This is a genomic window from Tenacibaculum sp. AWR4_210, from assembly GCF_056160945.1.
In genome coordinates, this window is record NZ_JBSWYF010000054.1 from 1 (window position 1) to 416 (window position 416).

At 65.9% G+C, this 416-nt stretch carries 1 pseudogene; it reads left to right on the forward strand.

Going from position 1 to position 416, the window contains the following annotated elements:
- Positions 1-21: 21 nt before the first annotated feature.
- Positions 22-416: pseudogene (locus tag ACXAG7_RS19990) on the forward strand (hypothetical protein); the annotation flags it as partial.

The following is a 416-nucleotide window of genomic DNA, read 5'->3' on the forward strand; positions in this document are numbered from 1 at the left end:
TCTGGGTGCTTTACAAAACGGATGCGTTTCCTTATCGCGATTCAGGACCTGCGCGCAAGACGCGCCTTCTTTTGTTTCCGGAGCCCTTCCATGTCGAACCGCCCCGCTTCCAGCCTGATGCGGCGTCTTGCCCTGCTTGGCGCTGTTTTCTTCGCGCCTGCCGTTTCCGCGCAGCAGCAAGGCGAAGCCCCGCCGCAGCCGGTCACGGTGGTGACCCTCGAGGCGCAGGACGTGACGCTGACCACGAAACTGCCGGGCCGTGTGCAGGCCTCGGGCGAGGCCGAAGTGCGTCCGCAGGTGGGCGGCATCATCGTCGAGCGCCTGTTTGACGAAGGCACGGACGTCAGCCGCGGCGACCCGCTCTACCGCATCGACCCGGCGACCTACGAGGCGGCCAAAGCATCCGCAGAAGCCAG